Annotated in this window: 19 protein-coding genes; 15 read left to right on the forward strand and 4 right to left on the reverse strand. The window is 72.3% G+C overall.

Annotation, left to right across the window (positions count from 1 at the left end; translation table 11 throughout):
• Window positions 1-104 precede the first annotated feature (104 nt).
• The gene (locus ACFVWY_RS06195) at window positions 105-896 is read right to left on the reverse strand and encodes a hypothetical protein (protein ID WP_389867811.1); all 792 of its coding nucleotides are present in this window, start codon (window positions 894-896) and stop codon (window positions 105-107) included.
• 365 nt (window positions 897-1261) lie between these two features.
• Between ACFVWY_RS06195 and ACFVWY_RS06200 the strand changes: the two genes are divergently transcribed.
• The 4 genes from ACFVWY_RS06200 to ACFVWY_RS06215 all read left to right on the forward strand — a co-directional run bounded on the left by ACFVWY_RS06200 (window position 1262) and on the right by ACFVWY_RS06215 (window position 5016).
• Window positions 1262-2545 carry a glycosyltransferase gene (locus ACFVWY_RS06200; RefSeq protein ID WP_389867813.1) on the forward strand — a complete coding sequence of 428 codons (1284 nt, stop codon included), beginning with the start codon at window positions 1262-1264 and terminating at the stop codon, window positions 2543-2545.
• Entirely contained in the window at window positions 2542-3387 is an 846-nt protein-coding gene (locus ACFVWY_RS06205) for a transferase (RefSeq protein WP_389867815.1), read from the forward strand. Before ACFVWY_RS06200 ends, ACFVWY_RS06205 begins: the two co-directional genes overlap by 4 nt.
• 61 nt (window positions 3388-3448) lie before the next feature.
• Window positions 3449-4408, forward strand: coding sequence for a helix-turn-helix transcriptional regulator (locus ACFVWY_RS06210; RefSeq protein ID WP_389867817.1), 960 nt, complete (start codon window positions 3449-3451; stop codon window positions 4406-4408).
• Window positions 4409-4800: 392 nt separating this feature from the next.
• Entirely contained in the window at window positions 4801-5016 is a 216-nt protein-coding gene (locus ACFVWY_RS06215) for an I78 family peptidase inhibitor (RefSeq protein ID WP_389867818.1), read from the forward strand.
• A gap of 106 nt (window positions 5017-5122) precedes the next feature.
• Here ACFVWY_RS06215 and ACFVWY_RS06220 read toward each other — a convergent pair whose 3' ends face one another.
• Complete coding sequence (locus tag ACFVWY_RS06220) at window positions 5123-6151, reverse strand: phosphatase PAP2 family protein (RefSeq protein ID WP_389867820.1); 1029 nt, start codon at window positions 6149-6151, stop codon at window positions 5123-5125.
• Between the two features lie 532 nt (window positions 6152-6683).
• Between ACFVWY_RS06220 and ACFVWY_RS06225 the strand changes: the two genes are divergently transcribed.
• On the forward strand, window positions 6684-8393 hold the full coding sequence (locus ACFVWY_RS06225; RefSeq protein ID WP_389867822.1) for an MFS transporter: 1710 nt from the start codon (window positions 6684-6686) through the stop codon (window positions 8391-8393).
• Between the two features lie 74 nt (window positions 8394-8467).
• Window positions 8468-9664: an acyl-CoA dehydrogenase family protein gene (locus tag ACFVWY_RS06230; RefSeq protein ID WP_389867824.1), complete on the forward strand. Its 1197-nt coding sequence runs from the start codon at window positions 8468-8470 to the stop codon at window positions 9662-9664.
• 106 nt (window positions 9665-9770) lie between these two features.
• Here the strand turns inward: ACFVWY_RS06230 and ACFVWY_RS06235 are convergent, their stop codons facing one another.
• Window positions 9771-10208, reverse strand: a complete 438-nt coding sequence (locus tag ACFVWY_RS06235; RefSeq protein WP_389867826.1) for a cell division protein SepF — start codon at window positions 10206-10208, stop codon at window positions 9771-9773.
• Between the two features lie 367 nt (window positions 10209-10575).
• On the opposite strand from ACFVWY_RS06235, the gene ACFVWY_RS06240 reads away from it, so the two are divergent.
• The 7 genes from ACFVWY_RS06240 (at window position 10576) to ACFVWY_RS06270 (ending at window position 19175) form a co-directional block, all read left to right on the forward strand.
• The gene (locus ACFVWY_RS06240) at window positions 10576-11742 is read left to right on the forward strand and encodes a DUF5685 family protein (RefSeq protein WP_389867828.1); all 1167 of its coding nucleotides are present in this window, start codon (window positions 10576-10578) and stop codon (window positions 11740-11742) included.
• 476 nt (window positions 11743-12218) lie between these two features.
• On the forward strand, window positions 12219-14051 hold the full coding sequence (locus ACFVWY_RS06245; RefSeq protein WP_389867830.1) for an FAD/NAD(P)-binding protein: 1833 nt from the start codon (window positions 12219-12221) through the stop codon (window positions 14049-14051).
• Between the two features lie 88 nt (window positions 14052-14139).
• The gene (locus tag ACFVWY_RS06250; RefSeq protein ID WP_389867832.1) at window positions 14140-15207 is read left to right on the forward strand and encodes an LLM class flavin-dependent oxidoreductase; all 1068 of its coding nucleotides are present in this window, start codon (window positions 14140-14142) and stop codon (window positions 15205-15207) included.
• Window positions 15204-16505, forward strand: a complete 1302-nt coding sequence (locus ACFVWY_RS06255) for an NtaA/DmoA family FMN-dependent monooxygenase (RefSeq protein WP_389867834.1) — start codon at window positions 15204-15206, stop codon at window positions 16503-16505. The genes ACFVWY_RS06250 and ACFVWY_RS06255 overlap by 4 nt, the downstream gene beginning before the upstream one ends.
• A gap of 4 nt (window positions 16506-16509) precedes the next feature.
• Window positions 16510-17325, forward strand: a complete 816-nt coding sequence (locus ACFVWY_RS06260; RefSeq protein WP_389867836.1) for a DUF1684 domain-containing protein — start codon at window positions 16510-16512, stop codon at window positions 17323-17325.
• Window positions 17326-17578: 253 nt separating this feature from the next.
• On the forward strand, window positions 17579-18478 hold the full coding sequence (locus ACFVWY_RS06265) for a S1 family peptidase (RefSeq protein ID WP_389867838.1): 900 nt from the start codon (window positions 17579-17581) through the stop codon (window positions 18476-18478).
• 217 nt (window positions 18479-18695) lie between these two features.
• Window positions 18696-19175, forward strand: a complete 480-nt coding sequence (locus ACFVWY_RS06270) for a hypothetical protein (RefSeq protein WP_389867839.1) — start codon at window positions 18696-18698, stop codon at window positions 19173-19175.
• 30 nt (window positions 19176-19205) lie between these two features.
• Here the strand turns inward: ACFVWY_RS06270 and ACFVWY_RS06275 are convergent, their stop codons facing one another.
• Entirely contained in the window at window positions 19206-20132 is a 927-nt protein-coding gene (locus ACFVWY_RS06275; RefSeq protein WP_389867841.1) for a DUF4231 domain-containing protein, read from the reverse strand.
• A gap of 268 nt (window positions 20133-20400) precedes the next feature.
• On the opposite strand from ACFVWY_RS06275, the gene ACFVWY_RS06280 reads away from it, so the two are divergent.
• A complete protein-coding gene (locus tag ACFVWY_RS06280) occupies window positions 20401-21081 on the forward strand; it encodes a hypothetical protein (RefSeq protein WP_389867843.1) in 681 nt (226 codons plus the stop codon).
• A gap of 214 nt (window positions 21082-21295) precedes the next feature.
• Window positions 21296-21463 (forward strand): FXSXX-COOH protein, encoded by a 168-nt coding sequence (locus ACFVWY_RS06285; RefSeq protein WP_389867844.1) that lies wholly within the window; start codon window positions 21296-21298, stop codon window positions 21461-21463.
• The last annotated feature ends 22 nt before the right edge of the window (window positions 21464-21485 follow it).

Genomic DNA, 21485 nt, shown 5'->3' on the forward strand with positions numbered 1-21485 from the left:
GTCGTATGAGTGCACGTATCTGCCAACGACCTCGCTCTCCGTCGGATGCGGGCCCGGCGGAGAAATCGCGGCTCGTCGTCGGCGCGGGAGACTGGCCGCCACGATCAGGTCCCGGCCAGCGGCATCGCGGCGGCGACCAGCAGCCCCTCGGCCGCGGCCTTGTCCAGGGCGTCGCGCATCAGGTCCTCGCGGGGCTGCTGGCCGATCGCCCCGGCGGGGGCGGCGTAGACCAGAACGGTCTGTGACTTGCCGGCCGCCGCCCGCCAGCCCTCGGTGACCTGGAGCGGCGTATGGGCCTGCCACCACGCGACCGGCGCGCCGCCGTCGGTGCCCGGCTGGAGCACGGCGTGCAGCTGGCCCATGGCGAGCAGGATCGACCAGCCGGGCAGCGCGGCGGGCGCCTCCTCCATCCGGTGGACCGAGTGGAATCCCTGCTCGATCAGCAGCTGGAGGAACTCGTCGCCCTGACTGCCGTCCGTGCCCGGACGGGCGATCGCGCCGGTCGGCTCGACGACGAGGGCCGGGTGGAGGTCGTCGTCGATCAGAACGAGACCGCTGGTGATGCCGAGGACGGCCTGCTCGCCGGGGAGGCCCTGCGGCAGCGCCGCGCCGCCGCGCTCGTCACCGGTGATGCTGCGTACGGCGCCCTGCAGCTGCTCCTCGGCGACCTGGACGACCTGGGAGGGGATGCACGTCGCGTGGGCGAAGGCGAGGACCGCCGTCTCGTCACCGACGAAGAGCACCGTGCTGGTGCGTTCCTGCTCGGAGTCGCCTGGGGTGCGGCAGGAGGTGCAGTCGTAACTGCCCGGGGCGCTGCCCCCGGCCAGCAGCCGGTCTGCTTCGGCATCGCCGATCTCGGCGCGAACGTCCTCGCTGACGTCGAGCATGCGCGGCACGGGTGGCTCCTCGAACTCGGTGCGTGCGCCGGGAGGTTCCCGGCTCATGGATAGGACAACGGGAGATCCATGGCCGGGGTCACGCGGGAAGGGGAACGTAATCGAACCAACTGGCGTGGAGGGTGAATATCCGGACCCGGACGGGTGTTTGATACCCGTTCATCCCGTTCTTGTGAAGGCGCGGCATGACCGATGTGATCGACTCGCGGATACACCCAGCCCTTAATACGGCGACATAACCGGAAAGTTGACGTGCCTGCAGTTGGCCGGAACTTGTCTCATTCGGAGTGAACCGCCCACCGGCCTGAGCCGTCCTGCCCAGTGCAGCCGCCGCTGATCAGCCGAACCGGGAGACATGGCGTTCCATGCACATTTCCTTCCTGCTCCACAACGCCTACGGGGTCGGGGGCACGATCCGCACGACGTTCAACCTCGCCGGGGAGCTGGCCGGGCACCACGATGTCGAGATCGTCTCGGTCTTCCGCCACCGTGACGTCCCCGCGCTGGGCGCACCCGAGGGCGTGCGCATGAGCCACCTCGTCGACCTCCGGAAGAAGAGCCCGGCGTACGACGGCGACGCCCCCGACTACGCCCGCCCGGCGGCCGTCTTCCCGCGCGGTGACAGCAGGTACGGGCAGTACAGCAGGCTGAGTGACGCACGGCTGGCGGCGCACCTGCGCTCCCTGGAGGCGGACGTCGTGGTCGGCACCCGCCCCGGGCTCAACGTGCACCTCACCCGGCAGGCCCGCCGCGGCCCGGTCCTGATCGGCCAGGAACACCTCACCCTCGACAGTCACGGCTACCGGCTCCGCCGTGAGATCGGGCACCGGTACGCCCTGCTCGACGCGATCACCACCGTCACCGAGGCCGACGCCCGCGGCTACCGGTCCGGCTTCAGGCTGCCCGGCGTACGGATCGAGGCCATCCCCAACAGCGTGCCCGCGCCGGCCGTCGCGCCCGCCGACGGTGACCGCACATGGGTGATCGCCGCGGGACGGCTGCACAAGGTCAAGCGGTACGACCTGCTCGTACGGGCCTTCGCCGACGTGGTCGCCGTCCGCCCGGACTGGCGGCTGCGCATCTACGGGGGCGGTGACGCGACCGGCAACGAACGGCAGACGCTGCTCAGCCTCGTCGCCGAACTGGGGCTGCACGAGCACGTGCTCCTGATGGGCCCGGTCAACCCGCTGGAGGCCGAATGGCCCAAGGGGTCGATCGCGGCGGTGACCTCGGACCGCGAGTCCTTCGGGATGACCATTGTCGAGGCGATGCGCTGTGGGCTGCCGGTCGTCGCCACCGACTGCCCGCACGGTCCCCGCGAGATCATCGACGACGGCACCGACGGGCGTCTGGTGCCCGTCGGGGACACCGCGGCGGTCACTGGTGCCCTGCTCGGCCTGATCCAGGACGACGCGGCACGCCACCGCGCGGGGCGGGCCGCGCTGGAGGCCTCGCGGCGCTTCGACCCGGCGGTGATCGCCGAACGTCACGCACAGCTCTTCGCCGAACTCGCCTCGCGCGGCCCGCGCACCCGCTCGCACGGCGCGGTGAGCACCGCCGTGCACCGGGCCAGGGGCACCGTAATGGACGGGGCGTACGCCCTGCGCTACAAGGCAGCCGCCGTGATCCGCAAGGGGAAGACCGCATGACCACCACCGAGCGACGCGCGCCCCGGGCCGACTGCACCGTGGCACCCGACGGCCGGATCACCTTCGACCTCGACGTTCACGGTGCCGGGCGCACCGAGGCGCCCGAACTGCTGCTCCGGCTGCGCGGGGCCAGGGGCCCGGACGCCCAGACCGTACGGCTGCCGCTCGGTGCGCTGGACGACGGGCGGCTGCGCGCGGTGCTGCCCGCCACGGCCGAGTACGCGGAGGGCCGCTGGGACGTCCACCTGCGGGAGGCGGACGCGGGCGACGACGGGGCGGTGGCCGTCGAGCCGGGGATCAGGGACCTGCGACGGCTCGTCGACCCCGCTCCGGGCACCGGGCGCGTCGCGGTCCGCATCCCGTACCCGACCCTCGACGGGCGGCTCGCGGTGCGCTGCTGGCTGCGGGCACCGCACGCCGAGGCCGGGGCGGTGACCCTCGACGGGGCCTCGATGACCGTCCAGGGACGGCTCCACGGGGCGCGGGTGCGCGACGGCGCACAGGCGGAGGCCCGGCAGCCCGGGGCCGCCGGGCGGGTCGTGCGGGCGCCGGTCACCGCCAGCGGCGAGGACGGGACCTTCGCCTTCACGCTCCCGCTGGACCGGCTGGCCGACGGACCCGTCACGGCCCAGCAGCTGTGGACGCTCTGGCTGCTCCCCGGGGGGACGGAGGAGGGGCCGGGGACCGGCGTACGGGTCTCCCGCATCCTCGACGACATCTGGGACCGCAAGAAGATCCACGTCTATCCCGGTCGCAGTACGGGGCCGGGCACCCGGGCCACCCCGTGTTACTCTACCGACAACGATCTCTGCGTACGGCTCGAACCCGAACCGGCTGGCTGAGCCCTCCTGGACGGCCGCCTCGCGGACACAGGCTGTCCGCAAGCCCTGGCAGACTCGCCCCATGTTGGAGACCTCGGCACGACTGCTGCGTCTGCTCTCACTGCTCCAGGCCCACCGCGAATGGTCCGGAGCCGATCTCGCCGATCGGCTCGGGGTCACCCCGCGGACCGTCCGCCGCGACGTCGACAAGCTGCGGGACCTGGGCTATCCGGTCAACGCCAGCCCCGGCACCGGCGGCGGCTACCAGCTCGGCGCCGGGGCCCAGCTGCCGCCGCTGCTCCTGGACGACGAGGAGGCCGTCGCCGTCGCGGTCGGCCTGCGCACCGCGGCGGGCCACGGTGTCGAGGGCATCGGCGAGACCTCCGTACGGGCCCTGGCCAAGCTCGAACAGGTGCTGCCGGACCGCCTCCGGCGCCGGGTGAACGCGCTGAACACCTTCACCGTGCCGATGCTGCGCGGGCCCGGGGGCCCGGTCGCCGACGCGGGCGTGCTGACCGAGCTGGCCGCGGCCTGCCGCGACGCCGAGCGGCTGCGCTTCGCTTACCGGGGCCACTCCGGCTCCGCCTCCCGGCGCACCGTCGAGCCGCACCGGCTGGTGTGCACCGAGCGCCGCTGGTACCTGGTCGCCTGGGACCTGGACCGGGAGGACTGGCGTACGTTCCGGGTGGACCGGATCACTCCCACCCCGCCGCACGGCCCGAGGTTCGTCCCCCGCGAGGGCCCCGCCGAGGATCTGGCCGCCTATGTCTCGAAGGGGGTCTCCATCCAGGCGTACCCGGCGCGGGCGGTGATCCGGCTGAAGGCGGGGATCGAGCGCGCGAGCGAACGGATCTCGCCGTCGGCCGGGGTGCTGGAGGCGGTTGACGCCGACACCTGCCTGCTGCGCACCGGGGCGCACGGGGTGGAGGTGCTGATCATCCACGTGATGATGATGGGCTTCGACTTCGAGGTGGTCGAACCCCCGGAGCTCCAGGACGCGATCCGGGTACTGAGGGACCGGCTGTCCCGGGCCCTGGGCTGAGCACGCCCGGGAGGGTCCGGGGAGAGAGACCGGGAGAGTCCGGGGGAGTCCGGCACTTCGGTACGAAATATTGTGACCAGAGGATAAGGGGGCCATAAGGAAGCGTGAATTCCCGGCGGCCCGCTCATTTACGAGGGGCATTCGGTGCGGGAATTCCATGCTCCCGGCGCGGGGTATTCCGGTCCGATTTCCGGCCTTGCGTGTGATCGTTCTCCGGCTTGTGTGATTACTGTGTGTCCGATGCCCGGAGGCGGTGTCCGTGCGGCGGGATTCATCCGGGACACGTGTCGTGATCCTGTGACACAAGCGTGACCGGCAGGGGATGTGGGGATGCCGGTCACCGTGGGCCGCCCGGCTTCCGCCACTGCTCGCGGCGGCTTACGGTGAGGGACATGGCACCCCTACCGACCCCGCCCGCCCAGCCCGACGACGCCCCCGGACAGTACGTCGGCCTCTCCGCCGAAGCCGCCGAGCGGCGCGCCCGCAGCCGTGGCTGGAGCACCGTCAGATCCCTGCCGCCGGGCACGGTCATCACGATGGAGTTCCGGAGCGGACGGATCAACTTCGAGGTCGACGGCTCTGTCGTCACCCGCTGCTGGCTCGGCTGAGGCACGCGGAGGACCCCGGAACGCGGGAAGGCCCCGACCGGAGTCGGGGCCTTCCCGCGTTCCGGGGGAGCGGTGGTGCGTACCGGCCCCCGTGGGCGGCCGGGTCTCAGCCGCCTGCCACCGGCCTGGCGGGTGCCGTACCGCCGCGCGGGGTGCGGTCGGCGTGCGGCGGCCGACGACTGCCGGCCGGGGTGACCGGGGTCCGCTCCGAACGCACCAGGTGCGGCGGATGGGAGGTGTGCGGGCGCGGGCGCCCGCCCGTGCCGTTCGCGGCGACCGGCTCCAGCGGCGGGCTCTGGGCCGTGGTGCGCGCCAGGTTCTGCGCCGGGACCTCACCGCTGTCCTGCTGCGGCAAGGGCACGGTCAGGGGACCGCCCACCGCGACCGGGGCGGATGGAGCGGGACGGCCCAGCCCCAGGATCTCGCGCTGGGCGAAGATCCAGGCCTCGGCCCGGGTGATCAGCGGCTCCACCCAGGGCAGCCCCAGCATGATCAGGAGCCCGGCGGTCCAGCCCAGCAGAACATCGCTCAGCCAGTGCGTACCGAGATAGACGGTGGTGAGGCCGACGCCGAGCGAGACGATGGCCGACATCGCCGAGAGGTACCGCCGGGCCCTTGGAGTGGTGGCCAGATAAGCCAGGATTCCCCAGGTCACCACCGCGTTGGCGGTGTGCCCGGAGGGAAATATGTCGCCGCCGGCGAAGAGTTCGGCGGAACCGATCTGCGTCGCGTAGTGCGGGCCCAGGCGCCCCAGGCCGATCTTGACCGCGCCGACCGTCACGTTGAGCAGCAGCAACGCCGCACCCAGCGTCAGCAGCGGCCGCAGCGTGTGCTGCCGCCAGGAGCGCCAGCCGAGCCAGCAGGCGACCATGGTGGCGGTGGGTCCGCGCTGGCCGAGCACGACGTAGTAGTCGAGGAACGCGTGGATTTCCGGCCACTGCTGGTACGGCCGGAACAGCATGACCTTCCAGTCCAGCGTCACCAGCCAGGATGAGACCAGCACGGCCACGACGATGGCGAGATAGAACGCCAACGTCCCGCCGAAGAGCGCGATGCGGTGACGGCTCATCCGCGGTGGCTCTATCTTCGGCGGCTCCGGCTCCCGGTCCAGCCGGGCAAAGATGTCGGTACGCACCCAATCGACGTTACAGCGCGTTAGTGCGGCACCAGGGCGATCCGGTCTCTTCGTGATGACGATGTGATGTGGACTATGTCTCAGTGAGGTCTTAATTCCTGACCCGTGCGGGTATCCGGGCGGGCCTTCCCGCTATTGATTTCGCACGCATTTCGGAAGGGTGTTTGGCTGCGGGCAGAAAAGCTCAGGAGGTGCCGGTATGAATGTATCCGGCCCCCGAAAGGGAGGGAACGGAACGTGCCGGTCCGGTCACCCGCCGCTCCCGGGCCGGGCCCGGCGGCCGGTCCGCGGAGGCGGCCGAGTACCGTCCTGTGCCGGGTGCGGGGGTGTCCTCGCAGGTCCCGGCGCCGGTCCGGCGTGGCCTACGCCACATCGTGCGGCCCGGACGGGTATGGGATGGAGCACGTGTGGGGGCTCCGAACTCGCGTACGCTGACGCATCACTCGCCCGTCGATGCCGGGCCATGAGGGACGGCGAACGGCCGCGCCCCCGGTTGGACCGCCGCGCGCGAGGGACCTTGGGAGGTACATGCATGTCCGGGACGACCGCAGCCCGATTCCGGCTGCGCCCATCGGACGACGGTGCCCATCGATGGGTCGTCCTCATCGTCCTCTGCCTCAGCCTCCTGCTCGTGGCGCTCGACTCCACCGTGCTCCACGTCGCCGTACCCGCCGTCACCGAGGACCTGCGGCCGGACGCGGGCGCCCTGCTCTGGATCGTCGACGCCTACCCGCTGGTCTGCGCCTCGCTCCTGGTCCTCTTCGGCACCCTCGGTGACCGGGTCGGCCGCCGCCGGGTGCTGCTGCTCGGCTACGCCCTCTTCGGCGCGGCCTCCGCGCTCGCGGCGATGGCCGGGAGCCCCGGCGTCCTCATAGCGGCGCGCGCCCTGCTCGGGGTCGGCGGCGCGATGATCATGCCCGCGACGCTGTCGATCCTCCGGCAGGTCTTCCCCGACCGGCGCGAACGGGCCGTGGCGATCGGCATCTGGAGCGCGGTCGCGGCGGTGGGCGCCGCCGCCGGACCGGTCGTCGGCGGCTTTCTGGTCGAGCACTTCTGGTGGGGCTCGGTCTTCCTGATCAACGTTCCGCTGATGGCGCTGGTCCTGCCGGCCGGGCGGCTGCTCCTGCCCGAGTCGCGCGGCAGCCATGACGGCCCGTGGGACGTGCTGGGCGCGCTGATGGCTGCGGCCGGGGTGCTCGGAGTGGTCCTCGGGGTGAAGCGGGTGGGCACCGGTGAGGGGGCGCTGACCTTGGCCGCGCTCGCTCCGCTGCTGATCGGGGCGGTGCTGCTCGTCGTGTTCGTACGCCGTCAGAAACGGCGCGCGAACCCGCTGATCGACATCGGGCTGTTCTCTCGGCCCGCCTTCTCCACCGCGGTGGGCTGCATCGTCCTGGCCATGCTGGCCCTGGTCGGGCTGGAGCTCATAGCCGTCCAGTACCTCCAGCTGGTTCTCGGCCTGAGTCCGCTGGAGACGGGCCTGCGGCTGCTGCCGCTCACCCTCGCCGCCATGGCCGCGGGCGCCACCGGCTCGTACACGCTGCGCCGCCTCGGTCCGCGCCGGATGGTCGGCTGGGGCTTCGTGCTCACCGCCGTATCGGTGCTGGTGCTGACCGTCATGGGCCAGCACGACCGGCCCCTCCTGCTGGCGGTGGCCTTCGTCTTCCTCGGCTTCGGACTCCAGTGCACGCTTTTCGGGGCGTACGAGTCCATGCTCAGCGACGCCCCCGCCGACCGTGCGGGCGGGGCGGCGGCGATCGGTGAGACCTCGTACCAGCTGGGTGCGGGCATGGGGATCGCCCTGCTCGGCAGCGTCATGAACGCCGCCTACGCGCCCGGACTCTCGAAGCTCACGGAAGCCGGCGTACCGGCCGGGGCCCGTGCCGCCGCCACCCATTCGCTGGGCGAGGCCTACCAGGTGGCTGACCGGCTGGGCGGGTCGCTGGGCGCACTGCTGCGCTCCACCGCCCGTGCCTCCTTCGTCACGGGACTGCACGTCACGCTGCTGGTCAGTGCCGCCCTGCTGCTGGCCGGGGCGTTCGCCGCGCTGCGGCTGCCGCGGCGGATGGACTGCCCGCCGCCGGTGCCCGGGGAAGCGCGGGATCCGGCCGCCGCCCAGACGGTGCGCGAGAGCGTCGAGGCCCCGCGCGAAAGCCCCGAGGCCAGCCGTGCGCAGCGCCCCCTGCCACGGCCCGACCGGTGCCGACCCGCCGGGGCGACCGGCTCTGGACGGGCGGCGCACTGAGCCGTAACGTCGGGGCGAGTTCGTAACTACCACTGCTAGTTTTTAGTGTCGCGCGAGCCGCCGGAGGCATCCACATGTCCACCACCGAGCCCTCGAAGCTCCCCCCCTTCGACCCCGCCGACCCGCTCGGCATCGACGATCTGCTCGGCGCCGAGGACCTCGCGATCCGCGCCACCGTCCGTGACTGGGCCGCCGACCGGGTCCTGCCGCACATCGCCGAGTGGTATGAGAACGGCGAACTGCCCGGCATCCGGGAGCTGGCCCGCGAGCTGGGTTCGCTCGGCGCGCTCGGGATGTCCCTCCAGGGATACGGCTGCGCGGGCGCCACCGCCGTCCAGTACGGACTGGCCTGCCTGGAGCTGGAGGCCGCCGACTCGGGCATCCGCTCCCTGGTCTCCGTGCAGGGCTCGCTCGCCATGTACGCCATCCACCGCTTCGGCTCCGAGGAGCAGCGGCAGCGCTGGCTGCCGGGCATGGCGGCCGGTGAGATCATCGGCTGCTTCGGGCTCACCGAGCCGGACCACGGCTCCGACCCGGCGGGGATGCGGACCCATGCCCGCCGCGACGGCGGGGACTGGGTGCTCAGCGGCCGCAAGATGTGGATCACCAACGGCTCGGTCGCCGGGGTCGCTGTGGTCTGGGCGCAGACCGGCGACGGCATCCGCGGATTCGCCGTGCCGACCGACACCCCGGGCTTCTCGGCTCCGGAGATCAGGCACAAGTGGTCCCTGCGCGCCTCGGTCACCAGCGAACTGGTCCTCGACGAGGTGCGGCTGCCCGCCGATGCGGTGCTCCCGGGCGTCACCGGCCTGCGCGGTCCGCTCAGCTGCCTCAGCCATGCCCGGTACGGCATCGTCTGGGGCGCCATGGGCGCGGCCCGTGCCAGCTTCGAGGCGGCGGTGGACTACGCGCGGACCAGGGAGCAGTTCGGGCGGCCGATCGGCGGCTTCCAGCTGACCCAGGCCAAGCTCGCGGACATGGCCGTGGAACTGCACAAGGGCATCCTGCTCGCTCACCACCTGGGCCAGCGGATGGACGCGGGCAGGCTCCGCCCGGAGCAGGTCAGTTTCGGGAAGCTCAACAATGTGCGGGAGGCGATCGAGATCTGCCGTACCGCGCGCACGATCCTCGGCGCCAACGGGATCTCGCTGGAGTACCCCGTGATGCGCCACGCGACGAACCTGGAGTCGGTGCTCACGTACGAGGGGACCGTGGAGATGCACCAGCTGGTGCTGGGCAAGGCGCTCACCGGCCTGGACGCCTTCCGCTAGGAGGCGGCGTCCCGTCCGCCCCCGGGCCGTCCGTCCTCAGGCCGTCCGTCCCCGGATCGGCTGTTCTCGGGCCGTCCGTCCTCGGGCCGTCCGGCGAGCACCCTGCTCAGCTCTGGTTGAAGAAGCCGTCGGTCCGTCGGCCGGCGGCTTCGGTGACGATCTGGGTGTCGGCCGGGGTCAGCAGGAAGACCCGGGTGGCCACACGCTCGATCGAGCCGCGCAGCCCGAAGATCAGGCCGGCGGCGAAGTCGACGACCCGCTTCGCGTCCGTGGGGTCCATGGTCGTGAGGTTGACGATCACGGGAACGCCGTCCCGGAAGAGCTCGCCGATGGCCCGCGCGTCCCGGAAGCTCTCCGGGGTCACGGTGGCGATCCGGCGGTCCGTCTCCTCGGCGGCCTCCGCCGCGACCTGCACCCGAGGGTCCGTCACCCAGGCGGGGCCGGTCCCGGTCTGCGCGCCCTCGGCGTACTCGTCGTCGTAGTACCGCTCGTCGTTGTCCTCCACGAGGCCCAGCCAGGCACTTGCCTTGCGCACCGATCCCATGGACGCCTCCTCTCACCGCGGTTCCGTGATGTCCGCATCTCTTTCGTCTCCCTATGGTCGTCCATGATGCGGATCGTGCGCCAAGTGGATAGTCGGCGCGCAGGGGTTTCGTGACGGTACTGGTGCAGAGGATCTGTCGATTCGTCAGGGTTTCTCCCGCATCGGGAGTCTGAAGAAAAGAAAATGTGATGCTTCGGACCGTACGGGTGATGCCGGGGGCGTACCGGTGGGGGAACGCTCGAATACGATGCCTGTCGCCCGGCCGTGTGAGCCCGGCGCACGGATGAACGACTCTCGGGGGACCGTCGTGTTCGGAATAGTCAGGCCCTGTACCCACCGCCTGTCCGAGGGGCTCAGGACCGAGTGGATGGCGCACCTCTGCGGACTCTGCCTCGCGCTCCGCTCCGACCACGGTCAATTCGCCAGGATCGTGACGAACTATGACGGGCTGATCGTCTCCGTCCTGACGGAGGCTCAGTCCGAGCGCACCACTGGATGGCGGCGCACGGCGGGCCCCTGCCCGCTGCGCGCCATGCGCACCGCCCCGGTCGCCCAGGGCGAGGGGGCCCGGCTGGCCGCCGCAGTCTCCCTGGTCCTCGCCTCCGCGAAGGTCCGCGACCACGCCGCGGACGGGGACGGCCTGCTGAGGCGCCGTCCGGTCGCGGCCGCCGCCCGCAGGGTCGCCGCGGGCTGGGACCGGGCCGGTGCGCGCGCCGGTGCCCGGCTCGGCTTCGATACGGCACTGCTGGTGGACGCCGTCGACCGGCAGACCGGTATCGAGCTGGCCGCCGGACCCGGCACCCCGCTGCTCACCGTCACCGAACCCACCGAGACCGCCACCGCGGCCGCCTTCGCCCACACCGCGGTGCTCGCCGGGAAGCCGCAGAACGCGGAGCCGCTCGCCGAGGCGGGCCGCCTCTTCGGGCGCCTGGCCCATCTGCTGGACGCCGTGGAGGACCAGGCGGCCGACGCCGCGGCGGGCGCCTGGAACCCGCTGACCGCGACCGGCACCTCGCGCGCCGAGGCGCGACGGCTCTGCGACGACGCGCTGCACGGGGTGCGGCTGGCACTGCGCGACGCCGAGTTCACCGACGCCGAACTGGCCCATGTGCTGCTCGCGCACGAGCTGCGCCGGTCGGTGGACCGGGCCTTCGGCACCGAGGCGTGCTCGCACCGGGCGGGCGGCGTGCTCCTGGACGGGACGGGCGCGGGGGCCAGTGCCCGGCCGGACGGATCCTTCGGACCGCCGCCGGGCAATCCGTACGCGCCGGGGCCCGGCGGCCCCGCGAGCCCGCCGCGGCCACCGGAACCGCCGCGCGACCGGCGTGGTCTGGTCGCCGGATGCCTGGTCTGGGCGGGACTGGCCTGTACGTGCCAGATGTGCTGCGGCACGTTCGAGGACCCGTGGGGCCGTCAGCCCCGTGAGGGCCTCTGCAACAACTGCGACTGCGGAGACTGCTGCGAGGCTTGTGACTGTTGCAGCAACTGCGGGAGCTGCTGTGAAGGATGTGACTGCTGCGATTGCAGCTGCTGAACCGCACGGAGAGACACGGCGCGGTACGGCGAGGGGAGGGGCAAAGCTGCGTTGTGTGCCGAAGGCACCGGGGGCGCGGCACCCGGGCGCCGTACGGGGCCCGAGGCGAGAAGACGTAGAGGCGCAGGGGGCTGGCTCAACAGGAGGCGGACCACACGCGACCGAAGTCGATGTGGGAGCGCCTGACCAGCCGCTGCTGCGCATACATAGCCCCAGTGGAACAGGCATCCGATGAGCCGTCAACTGGGCCTGGACGTACGGCTCACAGTGTGGACGGGCATTGACAATCCGGCGCCGTCGGCGCTTGTCTCGGGGGCGGACCGGCGCTGAGGGGCCCGGTCCGCGTTGTGTGACGGCCGAAGGCACACCCGTGTCCGCTCTCTGCATCCACGGAGCCTTCGCATGCCCGCGCAACCCCCTGCCCCCGCCCCAGCCCCGGCCCGCCTCCTCCCCGTGTGCGCCCCAGCGGGTGCCCGGTGAGCGGGACACCGGCGCTCGTCGTCATAGGCGCCGGACCCAGCGGCACCGGACTGATCGAGCGCATCGCCGCCAACGCCCCCGGCCTGTACGGCGACCGCCCGCTGACCATCCACGTCATCGACCCGCACCCGCCCGGCGGCGGACGGGTCTGGCGGCACGACCAGTCTCCGCTGCTCTGGATGAACTCCCGGGCCGAGGACGTCACCATGTTCACCGACGACACGGTCCGCATGGCGGGGCCGGTCCGCCCCGGGCCCGCGCTGCACACCTGGGCCGGGGAGGTACGCGGCGGGCGCGCGAGGACCCCGGACGGGACGGGGGCGGACGCCGGACTCCTCGACGGGATCGCAGCCCTGGCCGATGACGGCTTCCCGGACCGCCGGGTGCAGGGCGCCTATCTGCGCTGGGTGTACGAGCGGGCCGTGGCCGCCCTCCCGGAACGCGTCGCCGTCCACTGGCACCGGGGCAGCGCCGTACGGGTCTCCGGGTCGCGCGAGGGCCGCCAGCGGGTCTGGCTGGAGGGGCGCGGCACGCCGCTGCTCACCGACGCCGTCGTCCTCGCCGTCGGCCACCTCGAAGCCGAACCCGATCCGGAACAGGCGGAGTTGGCCGACTTCGCGCACCGGCACGGCCTTCTCCACCTGCCGCCCGACTTCACCGCCGACAGCGATCTGAGCGCCGTGCCGGCAGGGGAGCCGGTCCTCGTGCGCGGCTTCGGACTCGCCTTCGTCGACCTGATGGTGCTCCTCACGGAGGGCCGTGGCGGGCGCCACGCGGACGGCACGTACCTGCCGTCCGGCAGGGAGCCGGTGCTGTACGTCGGATCGCGCCGGGGCGTCCCCTACCACTCCAAGATCGGTTACGGCTGGCAGGGCGAGAAGCCGCCGCTGCCGCGCTTCTTCGGCCCGGACCGGATCGAGGCGCTGCTGACGGCGGACGGGCCGCTCGACTTCCGGCGCGATGTGTGGCCGCACATCGCCAAAGAGCTGGGTCACGCGCACTACCACCGGCTCTTCACGGCCCACCCCGAGCGCACCACGGGCGGCCGGGCCGCCTTCGAGCGGCGGTACGCCGCCGCGGACCCGGCGGGCGGTGAACTGGCCGCGCTCGTCGCCGCCGCCGTCCCCGACCCCGCGGACCGGCTCGGTCTCGACGCGCTCGACCGCCCGCTGAGCGGGGTGCGCTACCCCTCCCACGACGCCTTCCAGAAGGGGATGCGCGGCTACATCACCGCCGACCTGGCACGCCGCCACGACCCCGCGTACAGCCCGGACCTCGCGGTCTTCCTCGGACTGCTCTCCGTCCACGGGCAGCTGGCCCGCCTCGGCGACCCCGGGCACTGGTGGCACGGATTCTTCGGCTTCCTCGCCTCCGGCCCGCCCGGACCCCGGCTGCACCAGCTCCTCGCCCTCTCCAGGGCCGGAATCGTGCGGTTCCTCGGCGCCGGGATGACCGTCAGCGCCGAGGAGCGGCGCGGCCTCTTCCTGGCGGGCAGCACCACCGTCACCGGCCCGCGCACGGCGGCCCGCACCCTGATCGAGGCCCGGCTGCCCGATCCCGCCCTGCAACGCACCCGCAGCCCGCTGCTCCAGGAGCTGTACGCGGACGGGGCGGCCGTCACCGCCACCGGACTGCTCGCTGTCGACCCCGGAACCGGCCACGTCCTGGGCCGTGACGGCCGGCCGCACCCGCGCCGCTTCGCGCTCGGCCCGTACACCAGCGCGCGCACCGGCGCGGTGTTCACCCGGCCGCGCACCGGCGGCCCGGCCTTCCGGCGGAACGACGCGACCGCCCGTGCGGCACTCACGTTCCTGAGGGACCTCGCCTGAGGGAGCCCGCCCGCGGCGAGAGCCAGCCACACCCGCGGCCCGGGGCCCGCAAGCCCCGAGCCGCCCCACCGACCCGAGAGGTACACCCATGCCCCCGACCGCGCCCCTGCACCTCGCCGCCGAGATCGGCGGCCCGCCCCGCTACGACCCCGGGCACTACACCGGCCTCGCCCGGCTCGCCGAGCACGGTGCCCTCGACTTCGTCACGCTCGGCGACTCCTTCGCCCGACCGGGGCCCGACGCGCTCGCCGTACTCGCCCGGGTCGCGCCCGCCACCCGCCGGATCGGCCTGGTGCCCACCGTCACCACCACCCACACCGAGCCGTTCCACGTGTCGTCCGCCGTGGCCACCCTGGACTGGGTGAGCCGGGGCCGGGCGGGCTGGCGGGCCGACGTGTCGACGACGAAGGCCGAGGCCCGGCTGTTCGGCCGCCGCCCCGCGGCACCCGCCGACGCCCTGTGGCGCGAGGCGGGGGAGTGCGCTGACGCGGGCGCCCGGCTCTGGGACAGCTGGGAGGACGACGCCGAGATCAGGGATGCCGCCACCGGTCGCTTCATCGACCGCGGCAAACTGCACCACATCGACTTCGAAGGCGTCTTCTTCTCCGTCAGGGGACCGGCGATCGTGCCCCGGCCCCCGCAGGGCCGCCCGGTGATCGTGGTCGACGCGACGGGCGGCCCGGCCCGCGAGACCGCCGCCCGCCACGCCGACGTCGCCCTGGTACGGGCCACCACCCCCGAGCGGGCGGCCGGGGCCCGCGCCGAGGTGTGCCGACGCGCCGCGGCGTACGGGCGCGACCCCGCAGCGCTCCGGGTCCTGGTGGCGCTCACCGTGGACCTCGGCGACGCCGAGCGTGCCCCGGAGCACGGGCTGGAGTCCGGGCCGCCGCTGGCCGCGGGCGGCTCGTACTTCCGGGGCGGTCCGGTGGACCTCGCCGAACTGATCACCCGCTGGCACCGGGCGCGGGCCGCGGACGGCTTCCACCTCACACCCATCACCCCCGGGCGCGACCTCGAACGGATCGTCAACGGCACCGTGGCCCTGCTCCAGCACCGCGGTCTGTTCCGCACCTTCTACCCCGGCGGCACCCTGCGCGAGCACCTCGCACTGGCCCGCCCCGCCAGCCGGTACGCCACCCAGGGAGGACGGGCATGACCACCGCGCCCCGGCAGATGCACCTGGCCGCCCACTTCCCGGGTGTCAACAGCACCACCGTCTGGGCGGACCCCCGCGCCGGGAGCCAGATCGACTTCGCCTCCTTCGAGCACCTCGCCCGCACCGCGGAACGGGGCACGTTCGACTTCTTCTTCCTCGCCGAGGGGCTGAGACTGCGCGAACACAAGGGCCGCATCCACGACCTGGACGTGGTCGGCCGCCCCGAATCCCTCACCGTGCTCTCCGCGCTCGCGGCCGTCACCAGCCGGATCGGCCTCGCCGCCACCCTCAACGCCACCTTCAACGAGCCGTACGAGCTGGCCCGGCGCCTCGCCACCCTCGACCACCTCAGCGAGGGCCGGGCCGCCTGGAACGTGGTCACCTCGCCGGACGCCTTCACCGGCGAGAACTTCCGGCGCGGCGGCTATCTCGACCGGGCCGACCGGTACACCCGGGCCGCCGAGTTCGTGGCCACCGCCCGGGAACTGTGGGACAGCTGGACGCCCGCGGGCACCCCGCGCCCCTTCCGGCACCACGGACGGCACTTCGCCGTCGAGGGCGAGTTCACCGTGCCCCGCTCCCCGCAGGGCCGCCCGGTCGTCATCCAGGCCGGGGACTCCCCCGAGGGCCGCGAGTTCGCCGCCTCCGCCGCCGACATCGTCTTCACCCGCCACGCCACCCTGGAGGAGGGCCGCGCCTTCTACACCGATGTCAAGTCACGGCTGGCGAAGTACGGCCGGACCCCCGACGAGCTGAAGATCATGCCCGGGGTCACCTTCGTGCTCGCGGACAGCGACGCGGCGGCCCACGAGAAGGCGGCCGAGATCCGCCGCCGACAGGTCTCCCCGCAGAACGCGCTGCTGGCCCTGGAGCAGGTCTGGGGCCGCGATCTCTCCTCCTGCGACCCCGACGGCCCGCTGCCGTCCATCGACCCCGACCCCGGGGCCGCCCTGTCGCAGGGCCGGGCCGGGCACGGCGATCCGCTCGCCGTCGCGGCACGCTGGCGGGCGCTGTCCGAGGAGAAGGGGCTGTCGATCCGGCAGACCGTCATCGAGACGACGAGCCGGCAGTCCTTCATCGGCAGCCCCCGTACGGTCGCGGACCAGCTCACCGGGTTCGTCGCCGCCGGGGCCGCCGACGGGTTCATCCTCGTACCGCATCTCACCCCCGGTGGCCTGGACGACTTCGTCGACCGGGTCGTCCCGCTCCTGCGGGAGCGCGGAGTGTTCCGTACCGCGTACACCGGCAGCACGCTGCGGTCGCACCTGGGGCTGGCCGAGCCGGTGTGGAAGGGTTGACCCCATGAGCACGGACGCACCACAGCCGCACGGAGCCGAACAGGCGGCACAGGACTGGAATCACTGGCACGAGGAGCGCACCGCCACGGTCGCCGGACCCTACGGACCGCTCTCCCTCACGGGCACCCACTGGCTCTCCGGCCACCCGGAGGGGAACATCCCCGGGGTGACCGGGCAGTGGCGGGAGGACGACGGGGCGGTCGTGCTCAGCGCCTCGGCCGAGGACGGGCTGACCGTCGACGGCGAACCCTTCACCGGCCAGGTCCGCCTCACCGCCGACCGTGGCCCGATCAGCACCTCGCGCGTCGCCCACGGCCGCCGACGGCTGGTCCTGCTGAGCAGGGAAGGGCTCTGGGCGGTACGCGACTTCGATCCCGACTCCCCGGCCCGGCGCGCCTTCCGGGCCATCGAGGCCACCCCGTACGACCCGCGCTGGGTGTTCCCGGGCACCTTCCGCCCGTACGACAGCGCCCGCACGGTCCGGGTCGAGAACGCCGACGGGGCGGAACGCGGTCTCGGGCTCGCCGGAGAGATCGCCTTCGAGGCGGACGGTGCCGGGCACACCCTGCGGGTCGCGGTCGAGCCGGACGGCTCGCTCTGGGCGGTCTTCGCCGACGCCACCAGCGGGAACAGCAGTTACCGCTTCCGGTTCCTGCGGCCCGCGGCGCCCGCCGGGGACGGCAGCGTGACGGTCGACCTCAACCGCGCGCTGCTGCCGCCGTGCGCCTTCGCCGACCACTTCATCTGCCCCTTCCCGCCGCCCGGCAACACCCTCTCCCTCGCCGTCGAGGCGGGGGAGCGCAACCGTGTGGACGGCTGACACCACGTCATAGATCCCCGGAACCACGGCCCCCGGCGCCACCTGCGCCGCCGGGGCCGTTTTCCGGACGGGCGGAGATCGCCGGCCAACGGGCCCTCTTGCGTGAAAAGTTGACGCCTTGAATACTCCCTCGCAGCGCTTGTCAGGAGCACGGCATGCCCGCGGCGCGGGTTCCCGCCGTGCCGACGACTGCGCCTCACGGGTCCGGCCACCCCACAGGCGGACCCCCGACTTCTCCTTGGGAGGATGAAAAGTGAGGATCAAGCGCACCGCCCCCCTCAGCTCCACCGCCAGGCGCACCCGGGCCGTCGCCATCGCCGCGGGCCTCGTCGCCGTCGCCGCACTGGCCGTTCCCAGCGCCCAGGCCGACTCGCCCACCACCTTCAGCACCCAGCAGCTCTCCGCCGCGAGCGACGCCGTGCTCGGCGCCGATGTGGCGGGCACCGCCTGGAACGTCGACCCGGCGACCAAGAAGCTCGTGGTCACCGTCGACCGCACGGTCTCCAAGGCGGACATCGAGCGGATCAAGGAGTCCGCCGGAGCCAACGCGGGCGCGCTGAAGATCGAGCGCACGACCGGGCAGATCAGAAAGCTCATCTCCGGCGGCGACGCGATATACGCCCCCGGATGGCGCTGCTCCCTCGGCTTCAACGTCCGCAGCGGCAGCACCTACTACTTCCTGACCGCCGGTCACTGCACCGACGGCAACCCGCCCTGGTACACCAACTCGTCGAACTCCACGAGCATCGGCCCGACGACCGGCTCCAGCTTCCCGACCAACGACTACGGCCTGGTCCGGTACGACAACTCCGCGGTCTCCCACGAGGGCACCGTCGGCAGCGTCGACATCACCGGTGCGGCCAACGCCACGGTCGGCATGTCCGTCACCCGCCGCGGCTCCACCACCGGCACCCACAGCGGCTCGGTCACGGGCCTCAACGCCACGGTCAACTACGGCAACGGCGACATCGTCTACGGCATGATCAAGACCAATGTCTGCGCGGAGCCCGGTGACTCCGGCGGCCCGCTCTACTCCGGCTCCAGCGCGATCGGTCTCACCTCGGGCGGCAGCGGTAACTGCAGCTCGGGCGGCACCACGTACTTCCAGCCCGTCCCCGAGGCGCTGAGCGCGTACGGCGTCAGCATCTACTGACGCCTCCGGCACCTCCGGTAACTCCGGCTCCGCCCCTCGAACAGGCGGCCGACCACGCACGGAGCCCTCGTCCGAATGCCGGGCGGGGGCTCCCGCTCGACCCGCGGCATTTGGCATGATGTGGGGCAGGTCGGTCACGCAGGAGCAACGGGGGCGGACGCCGTGCCAGCCGGAGGACTCTCCGGGCCCCCGGCAGACACCTCAGGGGGTTCGGTCCGTGAATCGCATCGGAGTGACCGGTCATCGCACCATTCCGGAAGAGGCCCACGCCCATGTGCTCGCGGGGCTGCGAGCGGCACTCCGCGGTGTCGAAGGGTCGCTGGAGGCGCTCTCCAGCCTGGCGGTGGGGGCCGACCAGCTCTTCGCCGACCTCGCCCTGGCCCGCGGCGCGGACCTCACCGTCGTCATCCCGAGCGGTGACTACGAGTCCTGTTTCGCCGACGCGGTCGAACTCGCCCGCTACCGGGCCCTCAAGGACCGGGCGGTCCGGGAGGTCCGGCTGGACTACCCGCACTCCACCGACGAGGCCTACTACGCGGCGGGCGCCTACATCGCCGACCACTGCGACCGCCTCCTCGCGGTCTGGGACGGCCAGCCCGCCCGCGGTCTCGGCGGCACGGGCGACATCGTGACCTACGCCCGGAGCCTGGGCCGCCCGGTCACGATCATCTGGCGCGACGGTGTCGAACGCGACTGACGGCCCGCCCCGCAGGAAAATGACGGTCCGTCACATCTGGTGACGGGCCAGCCAGTCGGTGTGCTGCGGGGAGACGATGCGCTCGGTCTCGAAGACCGCCCCTGGCCACTGACGTTCCGTCAGTGTCGTCTCCATCGCCACCTGCATGGCCTCCAGGTCCTCCTCCACCAGGGAGTGCGCCGAGATCAGCGGGTGGTGGCGGCGCATCTCGCTCCAGGCGAGACAGGCCGCCGCCGCGGCCGAGAGCGCCCCCGTCAGGACGAAGGATTCGGCCATGGAGAACGTCCTCAGTACCGCGAACACCAGGGCGAGCGCGGTCAGCGCGCCGATCGTGGTCGACCAGACCAGGGTGGCCCGCCGGGACACCTCCTGCCGCCTGCGGTACCAGTTCCGCTGCTCGATCAGCCGGTCCCGGACGTATGTCTCCTTGCGTACGGTGAACGCCTTCTCCCGCAGCTCGCGCATGGAGTCGGTGATCAGCCCGCCCGAATCGGCCGTCAGGTCCCGCGGATCGGCCCACCCCACCTTGCGGAGCTCCTGGAGCCCCTCTTCCAGCCGGTTGGCGAACACCGCCTCCGGGTGATGCGTGCCGGTGTCGAACGGTGAGCCGTGGACCGAGTAGCGCCAGCACATCGACTTGATGAACTCCGCCGCGGAGCGGTTGAGTTGCCAGTGCGACTTTGCTTTGCGCCGGGCCGAGAGGTACGCCGTCACCAGGACACCCAGGTAGGCCAGCACGCTGACCCCATCGGTGAGCCGAAACGTGCCGGCCACCTCCGCGTGCCACGGGAATGCAGCTGGAACAGCCCCCGTGACCAGCAGAATCAGCTGGATGCGGGTGGTGTTCACCGCCTCCCGCTGCCGCGCGATGGCGATCTCGTCCGTGTGGTGAAAGAGCGCCGGCAGATCGGCGTTCCTGAAGACCATGCTCTGGAGCGGCCCGGGAAGCGCCGTCATGTTCACTCCCGTTTGCGGTTGTCGGCATGCTCGATCGGTGATCCGGATGGCGGCAAGAGCGTAGAGGCGACCCGTCGCGCGCGGCAACGGTCCGGGGACGCCAACGGCGTTTTTCGGTCCTGAAACGCTCTCGTGTGATCCGGCCCACTGTGGCAGTGTGGTTCAACTGGCCTTGTTTTAGCGATGATTGCCGCTTTCCGGTCTCATCGCAATCGGTGCGCTGGGGGGACGGCGGATGGCTGAGGGAACGGGCAGAAGTGAGACCCCGGTGTCCGGTGCACAGGTGAGGGTGCGCCGGAGCGCCCTGCTGTTCACCGTTCCCCTCGTGCTTCTCGCGGTGCTGGTCGCGGTGCTGGTCTGGGAGTCGGTCCGGAGCAACATGGCGCCGGGGGACCGGTCGCAGTGGCCGTGGCGGCTGCACCTGATGGACATGGAGGTGCTGGGCAGTCTTCTGGCGGTCTCGCTGGGTGTGGTGCTGGCGCGGGCGCAGTACGCCCGCACGGTCCGTCCGCACCTGGGGTGGCGGGGCGTCTGGGCGAAGGGGATGCTGGCCGACGGAACCCCCGCCTGGCGCGTCGGGGTGCTCAACGGCGGCCAGTACACGGCCGTGATCGACTCATGGAGCGTCAGGGTGGTCCTGAAGGGCGAGGGGGACGCGCCCGACGCACCGTGGAACAGTGTTTCCGGCGCCGCGGCAGAGCTGGCCGCCGCCGGTTTCGTGGCGGGGACGGACTTCAGGCTCATCGAGTTCGGCGCGGGATTTCCCCTGATGGGAGGCGTGGACGCGCACGAGACGGTGCTGGTGGGGGTGTTCTCCGAAGGCTTCGCGCAGCGGGTCGAGTCGCTCTATGTGCGGGCCAGGGTCACGGATGTCGCGGGCGACACCCATGAACGGGTCACGGACTGCATGAAGGGGATGTGGACCGACAGGACCGTTCCGCCCGGATGACGCGGTGCGTCCCGCCGGGTCTCCGCCTTTCCGCGCAGCGGAGTGAACCCTTCGCCCGACTGCGCTATTCGGGCTGTAATCCACTCGTGTGAAGGGCAGTTGGTCGGAGTGACCCGGCTGGTCAGGGGTAGTACAGTCGTGCTGCCGGGCGCTGTGATGGTACAGAAACTGGCTGCTTTTCCCTGACCCGGAACACTCCCCTTCAAGGACTGCCATGAAGACCTCCGAATCCTCTGTCTCCTTCGCTGCTGCGAAGAAGAGCACGGTGCCGCTCTCCCGGATCGACCTCGGTACCGCGGAAGCCACCAGGAAGCTCGACCGGGTGTTCACCACCTCGGCCGGCCGCCACTCCCAGGCGTCAACCTTCAGCTCCGCGCTCTGAATCGCGGTGCATGCTGGCTAGA

Origin of the sequence: Streptomyces sp. NPDC058195 (assembly GCF_042883525.1) — a bacterium.
Taxonomy (GTDB): domain Bacteria; phylum Actinomycetota; class Actinomycetes; order Streptomycetales; family Streptomycetaceae; genus Streptomyces.